The organism is Sphingorhabdus sp. (assembly GCF_044239005.1).
Taxonomy (GTDB): Bacteria; Pseudomonadota; Alphaproteobacteria; order Sphingomonadales; family Sphingomonadaceae; genus Sphingorhabdus_B.
Window position 1 is genome coordinate 1 of record NZ_JBIICH010000097.1, and the last position, 7778, is coordinate 7778.

General features: G+C 58.7%; 5 protein-coding genes. 1 reads left to right on the forward strand and 4 read right to left on the reverse strand.

The features are described 5' to 3' along the window. Positions 1 to 65: 65 nt before the first annotated feature. Positions 66 to 2741 (forward strand): aconitate hydratase AcnA, encoded by a 2676-nt coding sequence (gene acnA / locus ACILQA_RS08320; RefSeq protein ID WP_395629279.1) that lies wholly within the window; start codon positions 66 to 68, stop codon positions 2739 to 2741. On the opposite strand, the gene ACILQA_RS08325 is transcribed toward acnA, so the two are convergent. The 4 genes from ACILQA_RS08325 to ACILQA_RS08340 all read right to left on the reverse strand — a co-directional run bounded on the left by ACILQA_RS08325 (position 2738) and on the right by ACILQA_RS08340 (position 7743). Next, positions 2738 to 3589 (reverse strand): HpcH/HpaI aldolase/citrate lyase family protein, encoded by an 852-nt coding sequence (locus tag ACILQA_RS08325; protein ID WP_395629280.1) that lies wholly within the window; start codon positions 3587 to 3589, stop codon positions 2738 to 2740. The genes acnA and ACILQA_RS08325 overlap by 4 nt on opposite strands. A 91-nt stretch (positions 3590 to 3680) precedes the next feature. Continuing rightward, positions 3681 to 4139, reverse strand: coding sequence for a MaoC family dehydratase (locus tag ACILQA_RS08330; protein WP_395629281.1), 459 nt, complete (start codon positions 4137 to 4139; stop codon positions 3681 to 3683). Between the two features lie 134 nt (positions 4140 to 4273). Further along, on the reverse strand, positions 4274 to 6136 hold the full coding sequence (locus ACILQA_RS08335) for an acetyl/propionyl/methylcrotonyl-CoA carboxylase subunit alpha (protein ID WP_395629282.1): 1863 nt from the start codon (positions 6134 to 6136) through the stop codon (positions 4274 to 4276). Positions 6137 to 6141: 5 nt separating this feature from the next. After that, positions 6142 to 7743, reverse strand: a complete 1602-nt coding sequence (locus ACILQA_RS08340) for a carboxyl transferase domain-containing protein (RefSeq protein ID WP_395629283.1) — start codon at positions 7741 to 7743, stop codon at positions 6142 to 6144. Positions 7744 to 7778: the final 35 nt, after the last annotated feature.

Genomic DNA, 7778 nt, shown 5'->3' on the forward strand with positions numbered 1-7778 from the left:
AAGCGCCTACCGTGTCGTCTTCCCCATCCGGCCAAAAGCCTCAATTTTGAAGGGGTAGTACCAACATGACCGCAATCGGATTAGACAGCCTGCAAACCCGTTCCACCTTGACCGCTGGCGGCAAGACGGTGGATTATTTTTCGATCAAAAAAGTATCGGAAAAATTGGGTGATGTGTCCCGCCTGCCGTTTTCGATGAAGGTATTGCTCGAAAATCTGCTGCGTTTTGAAGATGGCGGCTTCACCGTTTCGGTGCAGGACGTGCAAGCCCTGATCGATTGGCAGAAAGACGCCAAATCGACCCGCGAAATTCAATATCGCCCTGCCCGCGTTTTGCTGCAGGATTTCACCGGCGTGCCGTGCGTGGTTGATTTGGCCGCGATGCGCGACGCGATGACCGCGTTGAAGGCGGACCCTTCGAAGATCAACCCGCTCGTCCCCGTGCATTTGGTTATCGACCACAGCGTCATGGTGGACGAATTCGGCCACCCAAAGGCCGCCGAGCATAATGTGGAAATCGAATATCAGCGCAATGCAGAACGTTATGACTTCCTGAAATGGGGTTCAAAGTCGCTGAATAACTTTAAAGCGGTCCCGCCTGGAACCGGCATTTGCCATCAGGTGAACCTTGAACATATCGCGCAGGCCGTTTGGACCAGCGCAGCCGAAGATGGTGCGACCATCGCCTATCCCGACACCTGCGTTGGCACCGACAGCCACACAACCATGATCAACGGCCTTGGCGTGCTGGGTTGGGGCGTTGGCGGGATTGAGGCGGAGGCCGCGATGCTTGGCCAGCCCGTGTCGATGTTGATCCCTGAAGTGGTTGGGTTCAAGCTGACCGGCGCGCTTGCCGAGGGCGTGACCGCGACCGACCTTGTGCTCACCGCAACACAAATGCTGCGCGCCAAGGGCGTGGTTGGCCGCTTTGTCGAATATTATGGCCCCGGCCTTGCGTCCTTGTCGCTCGCCGACCGCGCGACGCTCGCCAACATGGCGCCCGAATATGGCGCGACCTGTGGCTTCTTTGGCATTGATGACAAGACGCTCGATTATCTGCGTCTGACCGGCCGTGCGGAAGACCAGATTGCATTGGTGGAAGCCTATGCCAAGGAACAGGGCCTTTGGGCCTATGCGGACATGGCGGACCCCATTTTCACCGACACGCTTGAACTCGACATGGGCAGCGTTGTGCCATCGCTTGCCGGACCAAAGCGTCCGCAGGACAAGGTTGTCCTGACGCAAGTCGACAATGTGTTCAACGACGATCTTATCAACGTCTACAAGCATGACAGCGCAAAGCGCGTCGCGGTTGAGGGCAAATCGCACGATATTGGCGACGGTGACGTGGTGATTGCGGCGATTACGTCGTGCACCAACACATCGAACCCAAGCGTTCTGGTTGCCGCCGGATTGGTTGCGCGCAAGGCGAATGCCTTTGGTCTGAAGCCCAAGCCATGGGTGAAGACATCGCTTGCCCCCGGTAGCCAAGTCGTGACCGATTATCTTGACCGTGCGGGTTTAAGCGCGGATCTGGACGCCGTTGGCTTCAACCTTGTCGGCTATGGCTGCACGACCTGCATCGGTAACTCCGGCCCGTTGGCAGAGCCTATCTCCGCCGCGATTAACGGCCATGACATTGTTGCCGCCTCGGTCATTTCGGGCAACCGCAACTTTGAAGGCCGCGTGTCGCCCGATGTACGCGCGAACTTCCTCGCATCGCCGCCCTTGGTTGTGGCCTATGCGCTGAAGGGCACCGTGACCGAAGACTTCACCACCACGCCAATTGGTCAGGCGACCGACGGTTCGGACGTGTATCTGCGCGATATCTGGCCCACCAATCAGGAAGTGCATGATGTCATGACCGCAAACATCGACCGTTCGATGTTCACCGCGCGTTATGCGACCGTTTATGAAGGCGATGCGCATTGGCAGAAAATTCAGGTCGAAGGTTCGGACACCTACACATGGCGCGCCGGTTCGACTTATGTCGCTAATCCACCCTATTTTGAAGGGATGAGCATGACGCCCGCGCCGGTGATGGATATCATCGAGGCAAAGCCGCTGGCGATCTTGGGTGATTCCATCACCACCGACCACATTTCCCCCGCCGGAAGCATCAAAGCGGACAGCCCGGCCGGAAAATTCCTTATGGAACATCAGGTTAGCAAAGCTGACTTCAACAGCTACGGCGCCCGCCGCGGCCACCACGAGGTCATGATGCGCGGCACCTTCGCCAACATCCGCATCAAGAACGAAATGGTCCCCGGCATCGAAGGCGGCATGAGCAGCTACAATGGCGAAGTCATGCCGATCTACGACGCCGCCATGAAGCACAAAGCCGACGGCACGCCCTTGGTGGTCATCGCCGGCAAGGAATATGGCACCGGTTCGTCCCGCGATTGGGCCGCAAAAGGCACCAACCTCCTCGGCGTCCGCGCAGTCATCGTCGAAAGCTTCGAACGCATCCACCGTTCAAACCTGGTCGGCATGGGCGTTTTGCCATTGCAGTTCATGGAAGGCGAAAGCCGCACCAGCTTGCGCCTGAACGCAGATGACAGCTTCACAATCACCAGCGTCGGAAAGCTTCAGCCGCGCCAAACGGTCACTGTCATGGTCACCCGCAAGGACGGCAGCACGTTCAATTTCGACACGCTGTGCCGCATCGACACCGCGAACGAAGTCGAATATTTCATGAACGGTGGCATCCTGCACTATGTGCTGAGGAAGCTAGCCGCCTAAACGCGCGCTAAGATCGACAGCGCCGCCTTCAAATGCGGCGCGTCGATCATTTTGCCGTCTATCTGCAAAACACCCGCGCCGGGGTTGGCTGCGAAGGCATCAACGATGGATTGGGCATGCGCAATCTGCGCGGGCGATGGTGTGAAGCCGGCGCTAATTGACGCGACTTGCGATGGGTGAATGGCAAGCATCCCGGTAAAGCCATCGCGCGCCGCGCGCGCGACATAGGCCGATAGCGCGGCCTCATCGCTGATATTCGGAAAGACTGTATCGATCGCCGCAACGCCCGCCGCATGGGCCGCAAACAGCGTCAGCGACCGCACCATCTCATAGGGCGCGGTGTAGCGGCCATCGTCTTCGCGCGCCGTCGCTGCGCCGACCGCCGCGGGCAAATCCTCCGCACCCCAACTCACGCCCGCCAGATAATGCGAGACTTCGCGCAAAGTCCCCAGATCAAATACCGCACCGGGGGTTTCGGTCGCAATCGGCAAGATCGGCGGGGCTTCGCCATCTTGACTGTCCGCCACCGCTGCGGCTTCTGCGCGGAGCCAATTGACCGAACGTGCGCCCTCCGCCTTGGGCAGGACAATGCCGTCCGGCATATAGGGCAAAACCGACGCCAGATCGTCATGGGTCAGATGGCTATCCTGCGGATTAACGCGAACAAACACCGGCACGGACCGGTCCCCTGACAAAAACTCCGCTGTCGCTTCACGCGCAGCAACCTTGCGATCCACGGCAACCGAGTCTTCCAAGTCGATGATAATCGCATCGGCACCGCTGGCGGATGCCTTGGCAAAACGATCAGGCCGGTCGCCCGGGACGAAGAGGAGTGAACGCAGTTTCATGGAGGCGACGCCTTTCAACTTCACCGTAGCCCTGAGCCTGTCGAAGGGCGCTTATTGGCGGGGCGTGCTTCGACAGGCTCAGCACTACGGTCTAGATATCAGTCGGCGCTTTCTTTAGCAACGCCGCGCGCTCGCAACTGCATACCACTTCGTCGCGCTGATTGAGGCAGCGGTGCAGGAACGTCACAACGCCGGCATCAGGGCGCGACTTGCTTTCTTTTAGCCCAATCACCTCGGTTTCGGCGCGGAGCGTATCGCCGATAAACACCGGTTTAGGCATGATCAGCTTGTCATAGCCAAGGTTCGCGACCAGCGTACCCAAGGTCGTGTCCCCCACCGACAGCCCGACCATGAGGGCAAAGGTAAAGGTGCCGTTGACGAGAATTTGCCCGAACTCGCTCGCCTTTGCTGCCTCTGCATCAATATGCAGCGGCTGCGGGTTATGGGTCATGACCGAGAACAGCAGATTATCAGTCTCGGTCACCGTGCGCCGGATTTCATGGACGATATTGTCGCCGATTTGCCATTGGTTAAAGTAACGTCCCGCCATCCGCTATTCCTTATAATGAATCGTCACCCTGAACGTGTTTCAGGGTCTATTTATTAGCCTAGACCATTGGTTTGCGAGGCATGATGGACCCTGAAACACGTTCAGGGTGACGCGCGTGCGTGTGGGCGCTTGTTTCATTCCACCGCCTCGATGCGCACCAACAAGGCCTCGACCTGCACCTGGGCACCGGCTTCTGCGTTTAGCTCTGCTACAACGCCGTCAAACGGGGCGGTGAGGCTGTGTTCCATCTTCATCGCCTCGAGCGTGAGGAGTTTCTGCCCCTTGGTGACGGCCTGCCCCGCCGCAACGTCCACCGCGATGATCCGGCCCGGCATGGGGGAGAGGATGTCTCCGTCATGCGCAGAGGCATGCGCGCCGCCTGCATAACGATAAGGTTCGACCCACCACGTCTGGCCATTTCCGGTCTGGAAAAATCCGCTTGGGGCGTTCTGGCTAAAAACGAACGGCCGCGGGTCGACATATTCGACAATTGGAATGTCGACTTCGGTTGCAATCCCGTCAACCGACAGAACCGCCTTGTGATTACGATCACCGTTGAGCCTGAAACCCGCAATGGCTTGATTGGTATACTGCTCTGCGCTCCGCGTCAGATCATCAATATCCGCGATCTCATCGGGGATCAAATCGTCGCCCGCGCGCTGCAGCAGGCCGGTATCGACATTGCCGGACGCAAAATCAGGATGCTCAAGCGCGTTGATAAGAAACGCAGCATTGTTTTTAACCGGCCATATTTTGCTGTCGTTCAAAGCCCATGCCAGCGCCTGTATCGCGCCTTCGCGGTCCAAATCATGGGCGATCATTTTGGCAATCATCGGGTCATAAAATGGCGAGACTTCGGAACCCTGACACACGCCGGTATCAATCCGGACACTGCCGTCGAGTTCGAAAAACTCTAGCCTGCCAACGCTCGGCAAAAAGCCTTTCGCTGGATCTTCGGCATAGAGCCGCGCTTCGATGGCATGACCATCAATGCGCAACTCATCCTGCCGCAGCGGAAGCGGTTCACCGCTCGCCACGCGCAGCTGCCATTCGACGAGATCGACGCCAGTGATCTCTTCGGTCACGGGATGTTCGACCTGCAACCGGGTATTCATTTCCATAAACCAGACGAGGTCCGGGTCGATGAAACCCTTGGAAGAATCGGCAATGAATTCGATCGTGCCTGCGCCAACGTAATTGACCGCCTTTGCTGCGCGGACAGCAGCGCTGCATATCAGTTCGCGGGTATGTGGCGTTACGCCCGGCGCTGGGGCTTCCTCAATCACCTTTTGGTGGCGGCGTTGCAGCGAACAATCGCGTTCGAACAGATGGACGATGTTGCCATGCGTGTCGCCAAACACCTGCACCTCAATATGGCGCGGGCGTTGAATATATTTTTCGATCAGGACATGGGCGTTGCCGAACGAGGCGTTAGCCTCGCGCTGACAAGAGGCGAGCGCGTCGGCAAAGTCCGCCGCGTCATCGACCTTGCGCATCCCCTTGCCGCCGCCACCCGCGACGGCCTTGATAAGCACGGGATAGCCGATTTCGGCGGCTTGCTGCCCAAGGAAAGCCGGGTCTTGATTTGCACCCATATAGCCGGGAGTGACGGGCACGCCCGCCTCCGCCATCAGTTTTTTCGCCGCATCCTTCAGCCCCATTGCGGTGATGCTGGCAGGTGCCGGCCCGACCCAGATGAGGCCAGCGTCGATCACGGCTTGCGCGAACTCGGCATTTTCAGAGAGAAAGCCATAGCCCGGATGGATCGCCTCGGCTCCGCTGGCCTTGGCCGCGGCGATGATCTTCTCACCCACCAAATAGCTCTCACGCGCCGCAGACGCCCCGATATGCACCGCCGCATCGGCTTCCCGCACATGCATCGCCTTGGCATCAGCATCTGAGTAGACCGCAACCGTGCGCATACCCATATCCCGCGCGGTGCGGATAATCCGGCAAGCAATTTCGCCGCGATTAGCGATGAGAAGTGATTTGATCATCTGACTCACATCCGGAACACCCCAAAGCGGGGCGCCTCCTCGGCGGGTGCGTTGAGCGCAGCGGCGAAGGCCAGCCCCAGAACATCGCGTGTCTGCGCCGGGTCGATAATCCCGTCATCCCACAGGCGCGATGTCGCGTAATAGGGGTTGCCCTCGTCTTCATATTTCTGCCGGATAGGCGCCTTGAAGGCTTCGGCTTCTTCTGGCGTCCATGTCGCAGCGTCGCGGTGGACTGTCGCCAACACGCTCGCGGCCTGTTCGCCGCCCATGACCGAAATCCGCGCATTGGGCCAAGTGAACAGGAAGCGTGGGCTATAAGCCCGTCCGCACATGCCGTAATTGCCCGCGCCAAAGCTGCCGCCGATCAAGACGGTGATCTTGGGCACGCTCGCGGTGGCGACGGCGGTGACGAGCTTCGCGCCATGCTTGGCGATGCCCTCCGCCTCATATTTGCCACCGACCATGAAGCCGCTGATGTTTTGCAGGAACAGCAACGGGATCCGCCGCTGGCAGGCAAGCTCGATGAAATGTGCGCCTTTGACAGCGCTTTCCGAAAACAATACGCCGTTATTGGCGAGGATCGCGACGGGCATGCCCCAGATATGCGCAAAGCCGCAGACCAAGGTCGTGCCATACAGCGCCTTGAACTCATGAAATTCGCTGCCGTCGACCAACCGCGCGATGACTTCGTGCACGTCATAAGGCGCGCGAACATCGTCGGGGATGACGCCATACAGTTCGTCGGTGTCATATTTGGGGGCGCGTGGTTCCTTTAAATCAATGTCGGGTTTGTGGGTTGGCCCTAAGTGGCTGATAATATCGCGCACGATGGTCAGCGCATGTTCGTCATTCTCCGCGACATGATCGACGACGCCCGATTTGCGGCCATGCAAATCGCCGCCGCCCAAATCTTCGGCGCTGATTTCCTCGCCCGTCGCTGCCTTCACCAAGGGCGGACCGGCCAAGAAGATCGTACCTTGATTGCGAACAATGACACTTTCGTCGGACATAGCGGGGACATAGGCGCCACCCGCGGTGCAACTGCCCATCACACAGGCGATTTGCGGAATGCCCTTGGCGCTCATATTCGCTTGATTGAAGAAGATACGCCCGAAATGCTCGCGGTCGGGGAAAACCTCGTCCTGATGCGGCAGGTTCGCACCGCCGCTGTCGACCAGATAGATGCACGGCAGGTGATTAGCCTCGGCAATTTCCTGTGCGCGCAAATGCTTCTTGACGGTCATCGGGTAATAAGTGCCACCCTTCACCGTCGCGTCATTGCACACAATCATGCACTGGCGCCCGGAGACCCGACCGATCCCGCAAATCAAACCAGCGCCGGGAATTTCGCCATCATAAAGGTCATTGGCCGCAAGCTGGCCGATTTCCAAAAATGGTGAGCCCGGATCGAGCAACCGCTCGACGCGCTCGCGCGGAAGCAGTTTGCCACGCGATGTATGCCGTTCGCGTGACTTTTCATTGCCGCCCAGCGCAGCCTCGGCAACTTTTGCCCAAAGTTCATCGCGCAGCGCTTCATTTTTCGCTGCGTTGGCACGAAACTGTTCGCTGTCGCTATTGACGTTTGATGTCAGCACGGGACCGCTCATTTCAATACTCCAATGCTTGGCGTATAGTGCACTTG